At 31.9% G+C, this 20,263-nt stretch carries 14 protein-coding genes; 10 read left to right on the top strand and 4 right to left on the bottom strand.

The window, feature by feature from the left end; genetic code table 11:
- Positions 1-18: 18 nt before the first annotated feature.
- Positions 19-3,918, bottom strand: a complete 3,900-nt coding sequence (locus tag ACN0U3_RS01630; protein ID WP_417264885.1) for an adenylate/guanylate cyclase domain-containing protein — start codon at positions 3,916-3,918, stop codon at positions 19-21.
- A gap of 40 nt (positions 3,919-3,958) precedes the next feature.
- Positions 3,959-4,474, bottom strand: a complete 516-nt coding sequence (locus ACN0U3_RS01625) for a ferritin (RefSeq protein WP_299202517.1) — start codon at positions 4,472-4,474, stop codon at positions 3,959-3,961.
- A gap of 161 nt (positions 4,475-4,635) precedes the next feature.
- Between ACN0U3_RS01625 and rnr the strand changes: the two genes are divergently transcribed.
- Positions 4,636-6,759: a ribonuclease R gene (gene rnr / locus ACN0U3_RS01620; protein ID WP_417264884.1), complete on the top strand. Its 2,124-nt coding sequence runs from the start codon at positions 4,636-4,638 to the stop codon at positions 6,757-6,759.
- 29 nt (positions 6,760-6,788) lie between these two features.
- Here rnr and rpiB read toward each other — a convergent pair whose 3' ends face one another.
- Entirely contained in the window at positions 6,789-7,235 is a 447-nt protein-coding gene (gene rpiB / locus ACN0U3_RS01615) for a ribose 5-phosphate isomerase B (RefSeq protein ID WP_299202523.1), read from the bottom strand.
- A gap of 716 nt (positions 7,236-7,951) precedes the next feature.
- Here rpiB and ACN0U3_RS01610 point away from each other — a divergent pair.
- Positions 7,952-8,704, top strand: a complete 753-nt coding sequence (locus tag ACN0U3_RS01610) for a response regulator (protein WP_417264883.1) — start codon at positions 7,952-7,954, stop codon at positions 8,702-8,704.
- 38 nt (positions 8,705-8,742) lie between these two features.
- Here the strand turns inward: ACN0U3_RS01610 and ACN0U3_RS01605 are convergent, their stop codons facing one another.
- Complete coding sequence (locus ACN0U3_RS01605) at positions 8,743-9,954, bottom strand: TlpA disulfide reductase family protein (protein WP_417264882.1); 1,212 nt, start codon at positions 9,952-9,954, stop codon at positions 8,743-8,745.
- Positions 9,955-10,044: 90 nt separating this feature from the next.
- Here ACN0U3_RS01605 and ACN0U3_RS01600 point away from each other — a divergent pair, with 90 nt between their 5' ends.
- From ACN0U3_RS01600 to ACN0U3_RS01565, 8 genes are all read left to right on the top strand, one after another.
- A complete protein-coding gene (locus ACN0U3_RS01600) occupies positions 10,045-10,581 on the top strand; it encodes an RNA polymerase sigma factor (RefSeq protein WP_299202532.1) in 537 nt (178 codons plus the stop codon).
- The gene (locus ACN0U3_RS01595; RefSeq protein ID WP_417264881.1) at positions 10,571-11,680 is read left to right on the top strand and encodes a gliding motility-associated C-terminal domain-containing protein; all 1,110 of its coding nucleotides are present in this window, start codon (positions 10,571-10,573) and stop codon (positions 11,678-11,680) included. Before ACN0U3_RS01600 ends, ACN0U3_RS01595 begins: the two co-directional genes overlap by 11 nt.
- A gap of 52 nt (positions 11,681-11,732) precedes the next feature.
- Complete coding sequence (locus ACN0U3_RS01590; RefSeq protein WP_417264880.1) at positions 11,733-14,054, top strand: CotH kinase family protein; 2,322 nt, start codon at positions 11,733-11,735, stop codon at positions 14,052-14,054.
- Between the two features lie 11 nt (positions 14,055-14,065).
- Positions 14,066-14,740 carry a hypothetical protein gene (locus ACN0U3_RS01585; protein WP_299202540.1) on the top strand — a complete coding sequence of 225 codons (675 nt, stop codon included), beginning with the start codon at positions 14,066-14,068 and terminating at the stop codon, positions 14,738-14,740.
- A gap of 82 nt (positions 14,741-14,822) precedes the next feature.
- Positions 14,823-15,932, top strand: a complete 1,110-nt coding sequence (pdxA, locus tag ACN0U3_RS01580) for a 4-hydroxythreonine-4-phosphate dehydrogenase PdxA (protein ID WP_417264879.1) — start codon at positions 14,823-14,825, stop codon at positions 15,930-15,932.
- A 37-nt stretch (positions 15,933-15,969) separates the two neighbouring features.
- The gene (locus ACN0U3_RS01575) at positions 15,970-17,022 is read left to right on the top strand and encodes a M42 family metallopeptidase (RefSeq protein ID WP_417264878.1); all 1,053 of its coding nucleotides are present in this window, start codon (positions 15,970-15,972) and stop codon (positions 17,020-17,022) included.
- A 384-nt stretch (positions 17,023-17,406) separates the two neighbouring features.
- Entirely contained in the window at positions 17,407-18,945 is a 1,539-nt protein-coding gene (locus ACN0U3_RS01570; protein WP_299202549.1) for a tryptophan 2,3-dioxygenase family protein, read from the top strand.
- Between the two features lie 226 nt (positions 18,946-19,171).
- Positions 19,172-20,188, top strand: a complete 1,017-nt coding sequence (locus tag ACN0U3_RS01565; RefSeq protein ID WP_417264877.1) for a sensor histidine kinase — start codon at positions 19,172-19,174, stop codon at positions 20,186-20,188.
- Positions 20,189-20,263: the final 75 nt, after the last annotated feature.

Here is a 20,263-nt window from a genome sequence, read left to right as displayed (position 1 = left end):
ACTCTAGATACAAAGGTTTTAATCTTTGTAATCATAAGTCTTAAGTTTTTCTTTTATCTCTTCTAAATTTTGAAGTTTTTTAGCCAAACGTGTATCTATAGATGTTTTGGTAAAATACCTGTGCTGCGACAAGAATTTAACTTGCATTTCATCCCACATTCGATCACTATCAATTTTTCCATGTTCTCGAAGCTCCATGCGCAGTCGATCTGCAATTTCATGGAAATCATCACGCCCTAAATAATCTAAATCAGCGTCACAAATAATTTCTTCCAAATTGTTTTTTGGTTTATGCGGAACAGAAGTCACGTAGATTAACTCCTTAATACGCTCAATATGTGCTTCTGTATATCCGAATTTAGGAAGAATTTCTGCAGCCATCCTAGCCCCAATGGGCTCATTTTTCTCATATTGTTCTACAAATCCTGCATCATGATATGAAGCTGCTGATTTCAATAAAAACAAATCTTCATCAGTAATTCCCTCACCAATTGCAATTCTTTCCGCCTGTCGTGTTACATCAATTGAATGTTCAAGAGAATGATAATGTAACTTTGGACTTAATTCTTTTTTAAGTTTTGAAAGAATAAATCGTTCTGCTTTGTAGTAATTAATTTTACTAAAGTGGTGAAGGTTAACCAATTTATGAAAAGATTCATTAGGTTCTATACCTTTGCCATCCACCGAAAGCTCAGGTTTTATGGAAACCACTTCGTAAGTCATAATTTTGATTCCACTTTTGGCCCTTACTTTACCAATTTTATTACATAAAAAATAAGGTTCAATATGGTCAAAAGTATCTTGAGTGATGGTTATTTTTCCGGGTTCACACAATTCTTCCATACGTTGTGCACGGTTTACTGTATTTCCCCAAACATCATATGCATAACGTTTTGTACCAATTACTCCAGCGGATACAGGACCTGTATTAATTCCGATGCGTAATTTCCAATATGGTAGGTCTGCTTTAATTTGTGCATTCTTATGTTCTAACATATAAGATTTAATCTGCACAGCAGCCAAAGCCGTGTTGATAGGGTTAGTTTTGTTACGAATGGGAACCCCACCCGCGGCCATATAGGCATCTCCTATTGTTTTGATTTTTTCAAGGTCATTTATTTCAATGATCTCATCAAATTTTCTAAAATGCCTATCTAAAATAGAGACCAAATCTTTTGCAGACATTTCTTCTGCTATTTTTGAAAAACCAACAAAATCTGTAAACATAATCGATACTTTACTAAAGCTACGTGCTGCAGACCGTCCATCTTTTTTTAATTGACTGGCTGTTTCTTTAGGTAAAATATTATTCAATAGTCGTTCAGATTTTTCTTTTTCTCTTTCTAGTTCTTCCGTTTGCAATATTAAGCGACTTTTTTGTTGTTGAATTTTCTCATTTTTCTTTCTTAGTTCTCTAGTTCTTTCAGCAATTTTCATTTCCAAACGTACTTGTTGTCTTCTTTCTTTGTCTATACTTTTTCGTACACGATAAATAACAAACAATGTCACCACCACAATAAAGATCGCATAAAACCACCATTTCATCCAGAAAGGTCTTTCAACTTCTATAGTAAGACGAGCAGGATACTTATTCCAGTTACCATTCGTTGTTCTGGCATAAATATATAATTCATAAACTCCGGGTGCTATGCTGGTAAATCGTAGTTCATTAGTAGAACCTAAAACTTCTTCAACTTCATCATCTCCAGACATTACATATTTATACTCAATTCGGTCTGGATTACTTAAATCATTGGCGAAAAACCGCAATTTTAAACTTCGTTTATTATAAGGAAGGGTGATTCGATCTGTAAACGCAATACTTTGTGATAAAATACCATCTTGTTCAGGAAATACAGGTACATTTTCTACTTCTATACCAGAGAAATAAACCCTTATATTTTTATTGATTTGAAAAGCTTCAGAAGGTTTAACATAATTAAAACCTTGGATTCCTCCAAAGTAGATTTCGCCATTCTGGGATAAAAAACTAGCGCCTAGATTTAGTTCATTACTCATTAATCCATCTTTCTCCGAAAAGGTATAAAATAAGTTTTCTTTAGTATTCAGTGCTACTACACCCTTATTTGTTGATAACCATATATATAAAGGATTTAATTCGACTGCTTCAACACCATAAATAACATTATTGGGTAAGCCTTTAGATTTATCATACCTAATTACTTTTTTTGTTTCAATACTATATTTAAACAAACCATCGCCCATTGTACCAAACCAAAACTCTTTATTATTGGCTTGAAAAACATCGGAAAAATAAGCGCTTGTAGCTTTACTAAGTGGTGAAAATTCGTGTTGCGCAAATGCTTTTAATTCATCGTTTTCAAACTTAATTTGAAACAAACCTCCCGAAGAAGGTGAGGTATAAAAATTATCATCTTTTCTAAACACAAAACGACAGGGTCCTGGACTAATGGTGTTTTCAGTTTGTGGTCGATGAAATAAATAATGGAATGAACGCTCTTTGTAATTAAATAACATAACACCTGCTCTTGTACCAATGAGGTACGTATGTTCTTCCGTATAAGGTTGAATAGTATAAATAAGGTCAAATCCGCGCTGAATATCTGCAGCATGAATTAATTTGGTAAATGTATATTGATTTGGATCATCGGAATCAATAACCAATTCATATAAACCATCGATACACCCCACCAACAATATGTTTTCATCAATAACCTCAATAGTTAATGTGGTATGATCATCGTTTTCTTGAGAACTACGATAATAATGATAATAATGATGTGTTGTTCGGTCAAAACTAGAAACACCATGGTCTGCTGCGATGTATAAATACCTTTGGTTTTTAGATTCAGCAAATCCCCAAATATTTTGTGATGGTAGACCTTTACTTAGATCTGCAGAAGTTCCTACACCTTTAAAACCAATAAATTCAGGATTAAAACTACTCAATCCACGTTGTGAAGTTATCCAAATAACGCCTTGATTATCTTTAAATAATCCACTTAATTTATTCGAGATTAAAGAACCTTTTTGAAAAATATCTGCCGAATAATTCAATACCACTACACTATCCTTTTCATCTTTAGAAATTTGAAATAATCCCGAATTTTCACTGGCAATAAATAAACGATCAGGAGAAAGATAAATAGCATCAATAATATTCACATCTCTCAAATGAGAGAATAGATGGTCTAATATATGAAAGGAATTGCTGTTTTTATCATAATAAAAAACACCTTCATTTGTAGAAATAACAATCTCATGTTCAGGTGATTCTATCAGTCCGTTAGTAATAAAGTCTTCTTTATTATTAATATTTGGTAGAATAACTTTTTTATTTCTAAAAGCAAAGTCCGTAATTAATACTCCTTCAAATTCACTTACAATAATAAGTTCATTATCCTTACTTCTAATGTCAATTATTCTAGAATCAAATATTGTATCATCTATCAATTCAAACTTAAGACTGTCTGTATCAAATTTAAAAATTCTACCAAAAGCAGTACCTATCCAAAGATGACCATAAGTATCTTCAGCAATAGATTGAATTTCGAGGCGTTGTTGTGATTTTACTTGAAAAGATGAAAATTTAACCGAACGTGGATTATATTTAGTTAATCCATTATAAGTTCCAAACCACATATTTCCATTTCTATCTGTAAAACTGGTATTGATGTATCCATTAGAAATATCATAGCCTTGGTCAGCTGAGAAAACCTCGAAATTTTTTCCATTAAACCTATTGATTCCATCTTGTGTACCTAACCAAAGTGCACCCAGTTGATCTTGAATAATACAAGAAACTGAACTTTGGGATAAACCATCGTTAATGGTATAATTCTTAAACTGTATGTGATCTTGAGCATGCAATATAAAACTGGTGCTAACAAAAATCACATACAGTAAAAATCTTTTTAAAAAGAAGTTTTTATTCATTTAAATAATGTCTCAAATAGTAGTAGTAGTAGCAGAACAATTATTGCACGTTGTTAATGGTATCAGCGGAAATACTTGCGTTTTCCATATCTCTATCAAAAAGATATAACCCACCTTTATCATTACCGATCAATCTTAATTTATCTAAGATATGACGTGCAAGTGCTTCTTCTTCAAGTTGCTCAGAGACATACCATTGAATAAAATTATGTGTACTGTAGTCTTTTTCTTTCAAGCATGCATCAACAATATTATTGATACTTTCAGTAACCAACATTTCGTGCTCCAATAAGGCTTTAAAAATTTTCTCCATTGAATCAAAACTTACATCTGGCTTATAAATTGCCGGAATAACAGCCACACCACCTCTTTCATTGATAAATTTAACCAATTTCAACATGTGTTCACGCTCTTCATCACTGTGCTTATATAAAAATGAAGCAGTTCCATTAAACCCTTGATTTTCTGACCAAGAAGCCATTGATAAATAGAGTTGACTTGAGGAATATTCTTTCTCAATCTGTTCATTCAATAATTTTTCTATATTCTTATTCATTTTATTAATGTTTTAAACAAAACTACGAATTAATAACCATTCTAAAAAAGTCTAAGAAAAATTGTAATTCTTAGAAATAAAATCGTTTATTAAACTTATAGATAATATTAGAATTAAAATTAGAGTTTAAATTAATATATCTTTGAACGAAAATGTAATACATGTCAAAAAAGAAATTCAAAAAAAAAGGAATAGAAAGAGCCATAAGAAAGATATTTGAAAGACAACCTGATCAAAAATATACAGCCAAAGAAATAAGTGCTATCCTACAAATCACAGATAAAAACATGCGAAAACTTGTTTTATCAATACTTAAAGATCTTAAAAACGATAAATTCTTAAATGAATTTCAGAATGGGTACTTTATCATTAATGAAAATTATTCTACTACATTTATAGGAACTGTAGATTCAACAGCAAGAGGAGCAGCATATATCATGGTACCAGAATTAAACGGTGATATTTATGTACAACCCGAAAACCTTGCAAATGCCTTACATGGCGATACTGTTGAGGTAGAGATTATCCGTCAAAAAAAGAATAAAACAGAAGGAGCAATTACTAAAATCATCAATCGTAAAACAACACAATTTGTTGGAACATTAGATGTGAGAAATAAATTTGCTTTTTTAATCCTCGACAATAATAAAATTAACGTAGACCTGTACATCCCCTTGGAAAAATTAAAGGGGGCTAAATCTGGAGAAAAAGCTATTGGTAGACTTACCAATTGGCCTAAGGGGGTTGCTAATCCTTTTGGTGAAATAGTTGAGGTAATAGGAATGCCAGGAAACAACGACACAGAAATGTTGTCCATTCTCTTTAAAAATGAATTTGAAATTAAATTTCCTCAAGAAGTAATTGAAGCAGCGGAAAAAGTGGGAATGGATTTAGATCCTGAAGAAATAAAAAAACGTAGGGATTTACGTAATAAACTGACTTTAACTATTGACCCATTTGATGCAAAAGATTTTGATGATGCTTTGTCTTATGAGGTCTTGGAAAATGGAAACATTGAAGTAGGAGTTCATATTGCTGATGTTAGTCATTATGTACGTCCTGGAACACCGATGGATGATGAAGCATACAAGCGAGGAAATTCTGTTTACCTAGAAGACCGCGTAATTCCTATGTTGCCAGAACAGCTATCTAATATGGCTTGTTCCTTAAGACCAAACGAAGATAAATATGCCTTTTCAGCTGTTTTTGAACTGAATGAAAAAGGAAAGGTGATAAAAGAATGGTTTGGTAAAACGGTTATTCATTCGGATCAGCGTTTTGCCTACGAAGAAGCACAAGCAGTAATTGAAGGAAAAAGTGAGGTCCAAAAAGAAGCCATATTAGGATTAGATAAGTTGGCCAAGATCATCCGAAAAGACAGGATGAAAAATGGTGCACTTTCTATTGAATCTGAGGAGGTAAGTTTTTTAATTAACGATGAAGGTTACCCAACAGGAGTGGTTAAAAAAACATCAAAAGACGCCAATAAACTGATTGAAGAATTTATGTTGTTGGCCAATAAAAGGGTTGCATTATTTGTGGGTAAACTTCCTGGTGATAAAGGTTCTAATAACCAGTTTATTTATCGTTGTCATGATAAACCAGCCATAGAAAAATTAAAAACCTTCTCTGTTTTTATCAATAAGTTTGATTATGATTTGGAGTTTGAAAATATTGAAAATGTTGCAAAAAAAATCAATGGTTTATTAGAGAAAATTAAAGACACTCCTGAATATGGATTAATTCAATCCATGGCTATTCGTTCTATGGCTAAAGCAAATTATCAAACCAATAACATAGGACATTACGGATTGGCTTTTGATTATTACGGTCATTTTACTTCACCTATTCGTAGGTATGCCGATTTAATGGTACACAGAATTTTACAAGACAAATTAAATCATCGTCAGAAAAGTTACGGTAATAAGCTCAATGAAATTAGTGAACATATTTCTGCACAAGAAAGAAAAGCCATAGACGCTGAAAGAGAATCTAATAAATATTTTCAAGCAAAATTCTTAGAAGACAAAGTAGGAGAGGAGTTTGAAGGAACAGTATCAGGATTAGCGGACTTTGGAATGTTTGTAAGAATGAATGACAACTATTGTGAAGGAATGATAACAATGTCATCTTTACCCGATGATAATTATTATTTTGATAATGATAAATTTCAAATTGTAGGTCGTCAAACGGGTGATAAATTTAATTTCGGAGATCAGGTTAAGGTTAAAGTTATCGGTGTTGATATGTTTAAAAAACAGGTGGATTTAGAGCTTGTAGAGTAAATATCCTACAAGCTTTTATCTTTATTTCATTAGCGTCCACAAGAAATTTTCTCCACTCTGTTTTGATGCCTACCCCCTTCAAATTTAGTTGTTAAGAATTTTTCAACCATTTTAATTCCATCTTCAATAGACACAAATCGAGCAGGGAGTGCAATGATATTGGCATCGTTATGTTGCCTGGCCAATTCTGCAAGTTCTTCTTTCCAACAAAGTGCACCTCTAATTCCTTGGTGTTTGTTAACAGTCATGTTAATACCATTCCCACTTCCACAGATTACAATCCCTAAAGTATCCTTATTTTCGCTTACGTGTTGGGCAACTGGATGACCATAATCTGGATAATCTATACTGTCCTCCGAATAAGTTCCATAATCTTTAAAATTATAGCCACGTTCTGTGAAATACGTTTTAATTGCTTCTTTCATCTGAAAACCAGCATGATCAGCACCAATTGGGATAATTTCAGTTGTTGTCATAATATTAGTTTTTTACAAATTTACGTAATTAACAATCGGTTTGAATTATGAACATCTACTTTTTTAGCAATTCTTAAAGCCTTGATACCATTGCTTTTTAAAATATACTTATTGACAGGGTTATGAACAATTCGAAAAATAAATGTTAATTGAATTCAATAAGTTTGTCTTGCTTATCACATAATTTTTTACAAGCCAAAATACAAATGAGAAAAACAATAGTAAGTTATTACATTTTACATCTAGATATCAACAATGAAAATGAGCTTAAAATTTTTTAAAATGAAATAAACTTATTCAGTTATTGGTTATTAACAACATTGTTTATAACCCTGCAAAAAGCTTATAAAAGAACAGTTTAAGAAAATATTAAATGTTCATAAGCATACAGAAAATGTTTACAACTTGGATAACAAGAAAAAGTGAAGAAAGTAATGCACCGTATTAACAGTACTATAATAATAGTAAAGGCTTTTTTAAAAAATTTCTTTTCTTATTTTTATTTAAACTCTTGAATAAAAAAGTTGAATTAGGAATTTAAAAAGAAAAATCCTACTTTCTTTAAACAGGCTTTTAAAATGCTGTAATGGCTTGACCACTAATCATTTTATCCTAAATTATTAGGGCTTTATCGAAGTAATTTGTAATTTCATAGCTGAATAAAGGATATTCATTTGTTAGAATTACTTAAATTTGTAACCACGCAATATAAGAGTATGTCAAAAATTAAGGTATTAGTCGTTGAAGATGAGTCTATTGTCTCAAAAGATATTCAACACAGTCTCAAAAGATTAGGATATGTAATTTCTGGTGCATCTGCCACTGGAGAAAAAGCTATACAATTGGCTTCTGAGGAGCGACCAAGTATTGTTTTGATGGATATCATGCTTAAAGGAGATATGAACGGTATTGAGGCTGCTGAGATCATCAGGAGAGAACATAATATACCAGTGATTTTCATAACTGCTTACGCAGATGAAGCTACTTTAGCCAAAGCTAAAATCACAGAACCTTATGGATACATTATTAAACCTTTTAAAGAAATAGATTTACACACTTCTATTGAAATGGCTTTATACAAGCATAAAAAAGAAAAAGAAGTGGAGAAAGAACGTGATTTACTTTATTCAATCGTAGAAGGTAAGGATACACAAGATTTTATTTTTGTGAAATCAAACTCAAGACTCGTAAAATTAAATACAAAGGATATTTATTTTGTTGAGGCTTTAAAAGATTATGTGGTCATCAATACCTTAGATAAAAGATATACCATTCATTCAACAATGAAGGATATTGATAAAAAATTAGGAGATACAAATTTCATTCGTGTTCACCGTTCATTTATCGTTAGGTTAGATAAAATAGCTTCTATTGAATATCCAAATCTTCAATTAGAAAAAGATAAAAAGCTCATTCCTATCGGAGGTTCTTATAAAGAACAATTAGTCAATAAAATCAATTTGGTTTAATCGAGAATAGAAAACATTCTTCTGTACTTTTCTATCTGTTATTCAATCAATAATCTATTGATCATTTGAATGGTTTCTATTTTGTATTCCTCATAAATTTCTCCTGTTCCTGGTCCGTTAAATCCAGTATGTATTTTAACTACCTCACCGTCTTTGTTGATAAAAATAGAGGTAGGAAACGAACTTACTTTGTTTAACATATCGAAATCTTTTGAAGTAATTGTCTTAGAAGCTCTTCCACCCACAAGGATTGGATAAGGAACTGATTTATTGTCAATATAGCGTTGTATACGTTCTACTTGATCTTCAAAATTTTCAGGAGATTCATAGGCAACGCCTATAATTTCTAATCCATCATTATGAAATTGATCATATAATTCATTATAAAATTTAGTTTCATCTAGGCAGTTAGGACACCATGTTCCAAGAATTTGCACGATCACCACTTTACCTTTTAACTGCTGATTTGGATAAACATAGTTTTGTCCATTTAAATTTTTGAATTGAAATTTAAAGTCATCCTTTACCATATAAGTTAATGAATCTGGATCTTTTAATGTAAAATCATTATTTCTCACACCAATCCAATCGGTTTTCCAGTGATTTCCAGATAAAAACTCTCCTCTTAAAGTGTCATTAATTAAGTGAGCTGTAAATAAAAACACATGGGCTCCATCAAAACTGGTGAGCTTTAATTCATTATTTATTACTGTTCCTTTCAGAAAACGATAATCACCTGTTTCGGTTAAAAATGTTCCTGTTATCTTATTGTTTACTTGTTCAAATTTTCCAATTGCAGGATATTGATCTTCAGTATTGGGATTAAAAGTAACCTGCCATTTACCATCGAAATTTTCATGTTTATACCTAATATCTATTACAGGAGTATCATCAACAAAAAAAGCTTTAAACTCTATTCGTGAATGTTTTTTCCTGTCTGGATTTACAAAATAGCCAGATAATTTATTCTCATTTAAAGGATCAACCTTAAAAATTAAATAGTTAGGAAAATTAGTAAAGTAAAATTTAATGCTATCATTTTCAATTTGATAATCTTTCATTTCGACTATTTCTCCACCATTTTTAATGGTTATTTTTTGATTGGGATCAACTTCAAATTGAAAAATTAATTCATGTGTGTTTTGTAAATTTAGGTTCCCCATCCACGAACCCACCTTAAGGGGATTTGCTTGAACAAATGAGTGAATGAAAAGAAGAATAAACAGAATACTAAGCTGGGATAATTTCATGTATGTTATTTGGTTGTTCAAAAATAACAGGCTTTTTTTATTGCTGCAACCTTTTATGTAATATTGTAGTCTATTATTCGAGATGTAAAAATGGATGATGAAACTCTTGTACAGAAATGTATTTCTGGAAACGCTGAAGCACAACGAAAGTTGTTTGATCGTTTTTCCCCTTTAATGTTGGGGGTAGCAATGAGGTATATCAAAGATAAAGAACGTTCAGAAGATGTTCTTCAAGACGGATTTATTAAGGTATTTAAAAATCTTCATCGATTTGAACACAAAGGTTCTTTGGAAGGATGGATTAGACGAATAATAGTAAACACTGCGTTAGATCAAATCAGAAAGTATAAAAAGGAACAAACTAATGTTGAATTGGATGATTCCCCTTTTGAAATTGTTCAAAAAAGCGATGCAGTAGAACGTTTACAAGCAGAAGTCCTGATGGAAATTGTTCAAGAATTGCCTGATGGATATAGAATTGTGTTTAACATGTTTGCAATTGAAGGTTACAGTCATAAAGAAATAGCAGAACAATTAAACATCACCGAAAGTACTTCAAAATCGCAATATTCAAGAGCTAAATCTGTGCTGAGAAAGACATTAAAAAAATACAATATTGAAAGATAAAGATCAAATAGAAGAGTTATTCCAAAAGGAATTAGGAAACTACCAAGCAAAGGTAGATCCTAACCTATGGAATGGTATCCAAGCTGGTATTAGTGGCGTGGGTACTGCAACTGGCGTGGGGTCTTCTATCGGTCTTGTGGGTAAAATTATTATTGGAGCTTCAGTAGCTGCAGCAATTACTGTGGGTACAGTATTAATTGTAAATAATAACAAGGTTCAAAAAGAAAATAAAGCTGTTTCAGAAATCAACACGAAAGATAGTTTAGAACAGAATAATATTGAAAAAGTTATTGAAACAGAAGAAAACACTATTGATTCTACAATTTCAGCGCGTAACTTTGTTGAAAAAAACACGCAAAATAGAACGATTGATGATTCAACAATAGAAAATCAATTTATTGATGAAGCTCAGAACAACAATACACCTAATTCAAATAAGCAATCTACTATTATTGTTGAGGAAGAAGAAATGGCCTATATACAAGACCAAGATAAAGAGCAAATTGTTGAATATACACAACCTAAAGAAACAGATTCTGATCAAATAGAAGAAAATACTTTTTCAAAAGAAGAGAAAAATGTTGATTTAAGTAAGGTGAATATAGAAATCACTAAACAAGAAAATCAATATGTGAAGTTCGCTGCTCATGATGTTCCTAATGCTGCTGAAGTTTTATGGGATTTCGGAGATGGAACTTATGACAGAACTTTAAATCCGGAACATTTCTATATTGAAGCTGGTGTTTATAATGTTGTTTTAACGGTTCAATCTGGTCAAAAAGAAAGTAAAAGAAATATTGAAGTGAATATTCAAATTACAGGAGAGATAGGAAGCTTACCGAATGTGTTTACCCCAAATGGAGATGGTCGAAATGATGAACTTTTCATTGAGTGTAAACACCTTAAGTCTTTCCAATTGACAGTGATGGACAATCAACAAAACATCGTTTATTCAACCAACGATGCTAACTTTAGATGGAATGGTTTAGATCAACAAGGTGTACCTGTAAAAGAAGGAGATTACTTCTACATCATTGTTGCAGAAGATGAGGCGGGGAATTTGATCAATAAATATCAACGTCTACTCATTCAACGCTAGTCAATTTTACTATTTTTATAAACAAATTGCTTTTGCACTAATGTTATAAAAATTGCGGGTATTTCTCACTTTATTTCTTTTTTTTCATTGCTTAGCTTTTGGGCAAGATGAAGTGGTATTTTCGCCAGTAGGAGGAAATTATCCTGATTTGAAAAGTATTGCTGTTGATATTCCCAAAGAGTATTCGGTTTATTACACTCAAGATGGAACTACACCCAATAAAGCCTCAACAAAAGTCAATGGAAATATTCAAATCAATGGTGATGTTGCGCTATTTTTTGCCATTTATAAAGGTGACCAAGCACCAATTTATACCACACATACATATATCACATCACGCCAGCAAAACCTACCCATATTTTCCATTATTACAGACCCTGTTCATTTATTTGATTCCCTGGATGGAATTTATGAAATGGGGTGTTGTGCAGAAACAGAATTGCCTTTTAAAGGAGCTAATTTTTGGAAAAAAATAGAGAAACCCATTCAAGTTGAGTTTATAGAAAACAATAAAAAAGCATTTTCTCAAGCTGCAGGAATCAAAATATTTGGGGGATATAGCGTAAGCATGCCGCAAAAATCCTTTGCTATTCATGCAAGAAAAAAATATGGTAACAATAGATTTCAATATCCTTTATTTCCGCAATTGCCTTTTTACGAATACAAAAATTTTGTTTTGAGAAATGCAGGTGGAGATATGCAAGGAGCTCATATTCGGGACGCTTATTCTACCCAATTGACCAAAGAAAGTGGTGTGGCTTTTCAAGAATATAGACCTGTTGTAGTTTATATCAATGGAAAATACTGGGGAATTTATAGTTTAAGAGAAAAAATAAACGAACATTTTATTCATGACCATTATGGAATAAACAAGAAAGATATTTCTATTATTCGTCCACCCAATGTTGTAAAAGAAGGACCGAAAAGTGCTTTAGAAGATTATCAAAACCTAATTCGTTTTATAGGTTCAAAAGAAAAGTTGAGTAAGGAAGATATTGCTAAAGTTCAACAAGAAATTGATATTGAAGATTATCTAAAATACAGTATTATCCAAACTTATTTTGGAAATTCAGATGCAGCTTCAAACATACGACTATACAAGGATGTAAATAAAAAAACACCATTTAAAACAGTGTTATTTGATCTCGATATGGGTTTGAATATTTTTGATGAAAATAAACACAAGGAAAATTCAATCCAACTGTTCACTTCGGACCTTGATACAAATATTCAATATCCAACAGAATACACCCTTTTATTGCGTCAACTATTGAGCAATGACAGTATTAAAAATCAATACATCAATTATTTTTCAGACGCCATAAATACTTATTTCAAGACAGAAAAGGCTGAAAAATTATTATTTGAAATGACCAATGAATGGTCAACTGAAATAACACATCACAGAAAAAGGTGGAACATTACAGAATTGCGGTACAATAGGAGTATAGATAGACTTCAAACTTTTATTCAAAAACGACCCGATATCATATTAAATCATTTAAAGGAATATTTTGATTTAGGGGAAACATTCGAAGTGAAAATCAATGTTGGAGAAGGAGGAAAAGTAAAGTTTAATTCAATTGAAATATCGGAAAAATTTTCAGGGCAATATTTTAAAAATATACCCCTTTATTACGAAGCAATTCCAGATGAAAACTACGAATTTGTAGGTTGGAAAAACAATACCAGTGAATCAACAAATCAGTTATTGATCAGCACTGCAAACACGATTGAAATCACTCCTATTTTTAAAGCTAAACCTGCACCTTATTACTTCAATAAAATCATTTTAAGTGAAATAAATATTACACAATCTAAAACAACCAAATATGAAGATTGGATTGAAATATATAATCTTTCAGAGGATACTTTAGATTTATCACACTGGATTTTAAAAGATGACAAAGACCACCATAGTTTTAAAATTAATAAAGGAACTGTTATTTTACCTCACAGTTATTTGATATTAACAAAAAAGAAGGACAAGTTTATCGAAGAATTTGGAAATGATTTTTACGTAATTGGAGACTTTCCATTTGGTTTTAATGAACGAAAAGATAAAATCAGACTTTATAATGAAGATGGATATTTAGTGCTTCAATTCAACACTGAAGAATTGCCATTATTAACAAATAAGCAAAACAGTTGGGTAAGGGTAAATAGTGATGCAATTAATTCTTTTGATCAACAATGGATAGAAGAAGTACCTCAGCCCGGTATAAAGACCTACTCTCATTCAGGAGAAAAACAGGCCAATAAAAGTAAATACATTGGTAATTTGCTCATATTTATTGGAATCATTTTATCACTTCTCGTTCTTATCTTATTTTTTATTAATTTGGCTAACTACATAGGAAGAGACATAACCTAAGGCATAACTATATGAGAATTATACTACTCACTTTACTGTTTATTTTTACCTGTTCAATAGGGTTTTCGCAAAAGAACTTTAAGAAGAAAAAACCATATGCATGGATGATAGGTATACAATGGAATATAATGGATGATGATGGCTACCGTACAGAGCATATCATTAACTATAAAGATTCTTGGAACTTACCTGTTTTTCCATCTTCCATTAACCTTGATATCTACTTAAAAAAAGGAATGAGTCTGGATTTTTTAGCCTCTTATAATGAATATCAATTAGGGAAAGTTATAAATCAAGATACAACATTACATGGAAAAGCATTTGCTTTAGATGCTAGCTTCAAATACAGTTTTGGTTTTTTAATGCGACAACAAATTTTTGATCCCTTTGTCTATCTCGGAGTTGGCTATACTGGAAGAGAGGCTTTATGGCCACAAAATATGCTGAGTGGAAATGTAGGCGCAGGATTCAATATTATGATTGTTGGAGGACTAGGTGTTCAATGGAGAACCACAGGAAAAATAGGGTTATTACCAGAGGTATTTGATGTAGAATATGACTATTTGCATCATCATTTTGGATTGATTTATAAATTTCCAGAACCAAAAAAGAAGAATAATTTTGGTAAGAAAAAACACCAACATCTTTTCAAAAAACCACGATATCGTAGGACAAAAGGAATGTAGACTTTGATAAGCTGGTTTTATTCTCCAAACAATTGTTATTTTTGTATAAGCACCTTTTGAATATGGTGTAAAAATAAACAGTATGCAGAAAAAGAGACCAAAAGAAAGTTTGATTTTAAAAACAGACAGAAAACCTATACGCGTAGGGATATCTGTAGGTGATATTAATGGAATTGGACCAGAGGTAATTATTAAAGCATTGCGTAATACTGAAATTTTAATGGATTGTACGCCGATTATTTATGGGTCTACAAAAACATTGTCATTTCATAAAAAAGCCATAAACGATGATTTATTCAATTATCAAAGGGTTACAGATGCAACCGATGCTTTAGATAAAAAAGTAAACATTGTTTCATGTTGGAATGAAGTGGTTGATATTCAATTGGGAAAAGCCAATGAAACAGGAGGAAAATATGCCTTTCTTTCTTTAGAAAAAGCAACACAAGATTTAGCGAATGGAAAAATAGATGTTTTGGTAACAGCACCTATTTCTAAAGAAACCATTCATCAAGCTGGATTCAAATTTCCAGGACATACAGAGTATTTAGCAGATTTATCAGGTAAAGAAGATGCTTTGATGATGATGGTATCTGGAAATCTTCGTGTGGCTTTAGTAACAAGTCATATTCCTTTAAAACAGGTGATAGAAGATGTTACTGAAGAACGAATTTTAGCGAAAATTAAAGAATTCAACAAGAGTTTAAAGAAGGATTTTGGAATTGTTCGTCCGCGTATTGCTGTATTGGGATTAAATCCACATGCAGGAGAAAAAGGTGAAATGGGAACAGAAGAATCAGAGGTAATTAATCCAGCAATTCAAAAAGCAATGGATGAGGGAATTATCACTTTTGGACCTTATCCAGCTGATGGATTCTTTGGAAGTCGACAATACTCTAATTTTGACGGTGTTTTAGCAATGTATCATGACCAAGGTTTAACAGGCTTCAAATCTTTAGCATTCGAAGATGGTGTAAACTTTACAGCAGGACTACCCATCGTTAGAACTTCACCAGACCATGGAACAGCATTCGATATTGCGGGGAAAGGAGATGCCAATGAGCAATCTATGAGAAGTGCAATATACTTGGCTGTTGATATTTATAGAACACGTAAGTTTATTAAAGAAATTAATTCTGATCCGTTGCCGAAAAGAGTAATCAGAGAAGAGAAGAAGTCGAAGTTCTTTTAAACTACTTATTCATTTTTTTATTCAAGCATTTAATACCATGAGTTTAAACCTAAAACTTTTAGAAGCCATTTGTCAAGCCCCTGGAGCACCAGGATATGAACAAAAAATCAGAAATTTAATTCTAGATGAAGTCCGTCCACTAGTAGATGAGGTAGAACTCGACAACATGGGAAATATCTACGCTATAAAACGCGGTAAATCTAACAAAAGAGTTCTGATTGGTGCACACATGGACGAAATAGGGTTTATTGTGACACACATCGATGACAAAGGTTTTCTACGCTTTCATACCTTGGGTGGCTTTGATCCAAAAACACTCACTGCGCAACGTGTAATTATTCATGGAAGAGAAGATATAGTGGGCGTAATGGCTGCTAAACCAATTCATGTAATGTCACCCGAAGAGCGCACCAAAAATCCAAAAACAACAGATTTTTTCATTGATACAGGACGTTCAAAAGAAGAAGTTGAAAAATTAATTCGCATTGGAGATCCAATTACAAGGGAACGTTCTTTTATTGAAATGGGAGATTGTGTTAACTCAAAGTCTTTGGACAACCGTTTAGCCGTTTTTATTTTGATTGAGACTTTAAAAAAACTCCAAAATAAGGAAGTTCCGTATGATGTTTATGGTGTGTTTACCGTTCAAGAAGAGGTTGGAATCAGAGGGGCCAATGTTGCGGCATTGCGCATCAATCCAGACTTTGGATTTGGGTTAGACACCACAATCGCCTATGATTTACCCGGAGCATCAGCCCATGAGAAAATCACTTCACTCGGCGAAGGAACAGCCATTAAAATTATGGATGCTTCCACGATTGCAGACTACCGAATGGTTGAATACATGAAGCAAACGGCAGACAAGCACAAGATTAAATGGCAACCTGAAATTCTTACCGCTGGAGGAACTGATACTGCTGGTATCCAGCGTATGACCGAAGGAGGATCTATCGCAGGAGCGATTTCTATTCCAACACGTCACTTACACCAAGTCATTGAAATGGCACATAAAGAAGATATTCAAAGAAGCATTGATTTGTTGATTGCTTGTGTTTCGGAGATTGATGGATTTGATTGGAGTTTTAAATAATATCAATACAAGATTTTCACTTTTTGATTTAAAGTTTTGCTTGTTTGTTTATGCTTCCTGACTTTAAAGATAGATAAGATCTTGATTGAAATAAATAATTAATATATTGCTTTGATAGTGAAACGACTATCATCATTAGCTTTTATATAGGTATTTATCACCTCATGTATTAAAGAAACTTTATTATATTTATCCGGAAACTACTCAACTATTGATAGATAATTTTATTTACGTATGTAATTATTTATCAATAGATTAGAATTATTTATCCTTTGAATTTTATTTTAATTAAAACCACATTCATTTCTTTTGAAAAGTGGTAATGAAAATAAATAATAGTTTAAAAAATAAATAATACACTGATACAATGTTAATTATATTTGAATGAAAAAAATACCGTATAATTTATATATCTACTTTGAAGAATTAAGTTCATTGTTCATCGAGAATACAAACAGTTTACGAACAGGATTTGCTTCTGTAGAATTATCAAGCTACTTATTAGGTAGTTTTCTTAAAAAGAAAGAAGCACTAAATACTGTTAAGATAGCGCATATTCTTAAAGGAATAGAAATGCAGTTCGAATTATTGAACAGTTGTAGCTTTTCAGAAGATCATAAAGGATTTAAAGATGGTTATTCTGAAAATATTGAATACCTCAAGCTATTAGATAAAAACCACGCCAGAACAATTGATAGGATCAGTACATCTTATTTTGATCTGAGCAAAAAAATTAAGCTTGGACTTGATGAGCAATTCCATGACCTAAGAGCGCATTTTAATTTATCAAAATTGACACATCAACCTTGCGAATCAAAAGACTTAATAGATTATCCAAATGTTGTTCGTTTACTTCAGTTAAATGAATTAAATCACTTTAATTCTGAAGATGAATTATTTATGATTGTTCATCAAATTTCTGAGTTATGGTTCAACATAGGAATAAACGAAATTAAGGTTATTGATCGATTTTTAGAAGAACCTGAAAATAAGGGGGTAGAGATTGAACAACATTTTAATGCGGTCTATGATGTACTGATGTATCTTGCAGATCATGTCTTACTTTTAGAGCACATGGTGTTGGCAGATTACCATCCTTTACGTGTCGCCTTAAGAGGAGCAAGTGGAGGACAATCTCAACAAGCTTATATGTTGTTTGGCTTATCAAAAAAATTATTTGAAAAATTTTTAAAGGTTGTTGAAAACAAGAACAACAGTATTGTTCAAATATTAGAATTTCCCTACGAAAACAAAGTTTTACTGCCTATTGTAAATCATTTTACCACATTTGAACGGGCATTAAAGAATTTTTTCTTTCAGCATTATGTGCTCACATCAAGTATTATTGGGGCTGAGTCATTTGGTTCAATAGGTCACGATTTAATTTCACTTGTAGGAAAATTCATTCAGCCTATATTTAAAGAAATTGATCAGGCAAAATATGATTTAACCTTAAAAACGAATTACCAATACAGTAAACAAGCAGGTGTTTTAATTATGGAAAAGGAAAACTTTATTCCTCAAAGTAATCAAAAGCATACCGAAAATCATCAGATTTTAGAAACTACAATAGATAATTACTTTTTGACCATTAGTCAATTAGACCAAGAAGGGTGGATAGATTTGTTTGACGAAAATGGTTACATCGAAGATCCTGTTGGAAGTCGCCCTTATGTTGGTCATGATCAATTGGCTATTTTCTTTAAAGGAGTGGTTCGTTTTTTCAAAAACTTAACGATGACCATGGAAAGCATTGAAATTGAAAAAGATTTCGTGAATGTCTATTGGAAGGCAGAAGGAACGAGTTACAACGATAAATCAATCAAATATCAAGGAGTTGAAATATTTCAAATTAATGATCAAGGAAAAATATTGTGTGCAAAAGTTGAATGGGACCCTTCAATAGTGGCCGAACAGTTATAAAAAATATCAGAAAAGTAAATTTACGTTTAAGTACTTATTGACAAGTTTTTTTTATTGTGAATATAGTGTTTATCGGGCTTACAAATTTTTCCGAATGAACCATAAATACCTCTGTATTTTTTTATATCAGAAAAAAAAGGAATAAATTTAAACAATAAAAGAAGTTTTGTAATAGCGGAATAGTTTTTAGAACGCCAGGACTATTACAGTGATATAGCTAAATTAAATGAAAAGATATAATTCAACAGAAGACCTTAGGTTACTTAGTGAAAGTGCCTTAGAAAGTTCCTTAGCGGGTTATTGGGATTGGAATATGGTCACGAATGAGGAGTATCTTAGTCCACGATTCAAAGAAATGTTCGGGTATTCTGAATCGGAGATGGAAAATAGACCCGAAGCTTGGCAAAAAATTGTTTATAAAGAAGACTTACCAGGGATGTTTGATTTATTCAAAGCCCATATTCGGTCTAAAGGAAAAATTCCTTTCCATATTATATTGCGTTATCACCATAAAAATGGTAGTACAGTATGGGTGAGATGTAACGGGAAAGTTGTTGAATGGGATGAAAAAGGTAGACCTCTTAGAGCCATAGGTTGCCATGTTGATATCACAGAAGAAAAAAAGGTTGAAATGCAACTTAAAAAAGCCATCAAAGAACGTGATGTGCTTTTAAAAGAAGTTCATCATAGGGTGAAAAACAACCTTCAGCTCTTGCTTAGTTTATCTAGGTTAAAAGATAAAAATGGAATGATTGAAACCCATGAAATTGAAGACGCAATCAACTCAATTGGAATGGCTTATGAAGCTATTTATAGAACAGAAGATTTTGATAAAATTTCGATTAAAACTTATTTAGATCAAATTGTTCGACCTTTAATTTTAGGTAGAAATATTGAATTAAGTATAGAATCGGTAGTTTATGAACAAAATATTGATTTTTTAATACCAATAGGATTAATTATTACAGAATTGGTAAATAATTCCATGAAGCATGGCCGAAAGGAAGAAAAACCAATGAATATAAGCATTGAAATAGAGAAAGAGAAAAATGCATTAAACTTAACTTACTGTGACGATGGCGTTGGTTATGGAAAGGATTTGGAAACAATTCGAGCGGGTGACTCTTTTGGTATTGCTATTATAGATGGATTAATTGAGCAACTGGACGGTTCAATAAAATTGTACGATGATGAAGGCGCTTGTGTTCAATTAAAAATAAACCTAGACGCTAGTAATGTATAGTCGCTTTTGCAGTTGTTTTTACTTGCAGAATTAAGTTAAAAACAAGCAAGAAAATGCATTATTGTTTGCGAAAAT

Origin of the sequence: Brumimicrobium sp., from assembly GCF_048268645.1 — a bacterium.
Taxonomy (GTDB): domain Bacteria; phylum Bacteroidota; class Bacteroidia; order Flavobacteriales_D; family Crocinitomicaceae; genus Brumimicrobium; species Brumimicrobium ulvae.
Note: the sequence above shows the minus strand (reverse complement) of the source record. Positions and strands in the feature narration are given on the sequence as shown.

Coding starts and splice junctions, on each gene's coding strand:
- ACN0U3_RS01630 (WP_417264885.1), bottom strand. CDS start 3,918: ATGAATAAAAACTTCTTTTTAAAAAGATTTTTACTGTATGTGATTTTT.
- ACN0U3_RS01625 (WP_299202517.1), bottom strand. CDS start 4,474: ATGAATAAGAATATAGAAAAATTATTGAATGAACAGATTGAGAAAGAA.
- rnr (WP_417264884.1), top strand. CDS start 4,636: ATGTCAAAAAAGAAATTCAAAAAAAAAGGAATAGAAAGAGCCATAAGA.
- rpiB (WP_299202523.1), bottom strand. CDS start 7,235: ATGACAACAACTGAAATTATCCCAATTGGTGCTGATCATGCTGGTTTT.
- ACN0U3_RS01610 (WP_417264883.1), top strand. CDS start 7,952: ATGTCAAAAATTAAGGTATTAGTCGTTGAAGATGAGTCTATTGTCTCA.
- ACN0U3_RS01605 (WP_417264882.1), bottom strand. CDS start 9,954: ATGAAATTATCCCAGCTTAGTATTCTGTTTATTCTTCTTTTCATTCAC.
- ACN0U3_RS01600 (WP_299202532.1), top strand. CDS start 10,045: ATGGATGATGAAACTCTTGTACAGAAATGTATTTCTGGAAACGCTGAA.
- ACN0U3_RS01585 (WP_299202540.1), top strand. CDS start 14,066: ATGAGAATTATACTACTCACTTTACTGTTTATTTTTACCTGTTCAATA.
- pdxA (WP_417264879.1), top strand. CDS start 14,823: ATGCAGAAAAAGAGACCAAAAGAAAGTTTGATTTTAAAAACAGACAGA.
- ACN0U3_RS01575 (WP_417264878.1), top strand. CDS start 15,970: ATGAGTTTAAACCTAAAACTTTTAGAAGCCATTTGTCAAGCCCCTGGA.
- ACN0U3_RS01570 (WP_299202549.1), top strand. CDS start 17,407: ATGAAAAAAATACCGTATAATTTATATATCTACTTTGAAGAATTAAGT.
- ACN0U3_RS01565 (WP_417264877.1), top strand. CDS start 19,172: ATGAAAAGATATAATTCAACAGAAGACCTTAGGTTACTTAGTGAAAGT.